A 493-nucleotide genomic window follows, 5' to 3' on the forward strand; every position below is an offset into this window, starting at 1 on the left:
GTTGAACAAACACATGAAAGGTATTCGATTTTAATAATACCTGAGAACGGTGATGTTAAACACTTTTCTAGATCTTGTGTTTGTTTCTTGTGATCGGCTTCGGTTAATCCATGAAAGGTTCTTAACGTTAACTGAGTTCCAGGTTCACCGATTGATTGAGCTGCCAAAACACCAACAGAATCACCACGTTGAACTATATCCGATCTGATAAAATACATTTAGAAGTAGTTACAATTATATCGAGATCGGTTGAACAAACACATGAAAGGTATTCGATTTTAATAATACCTGAGAACGGTGATGTTAAACACTTTTCTAGATCTTGTGTTTGTTTCTTGTGATCGGCTTCGGTTAATCCATGAAAGGTTCTTAACGTTAACTGAGTTCCAGGTTCACCGATTGATTGAGCTGCCAAAACACCAACAGAATCACCACGTTGAACTATATCCGATCTGATAAAATACATTTAGAAGTAGTTACAATTATATCGAGA

At 36.1% G+C, this 493-nt stretch carries 2 pseudogenes; both read right to left on the reverse strand.

Annotation, left to right across the window (positions count from 1 at the left end):
• Window positions 1-185, reverse strand: a pseudogene (locus MAGTDC_RS06100) (hypothetical protein); the annotation flags it as partial.
• Between the two features lie 8 nt (window positions 186-193).
• Window positions 194-433 (reverse strand): annotated as a pseudogene (locus MAGTDC_RS06180) (hypothetical protein); the annotation flags it as partial.
• Window positions 434-493: the final 60 nt, after the last annotated feature.

The sequence above is a fragment of the Candidatus Hodgkinia cicadicola genome, from assembly GCF_002774925.1.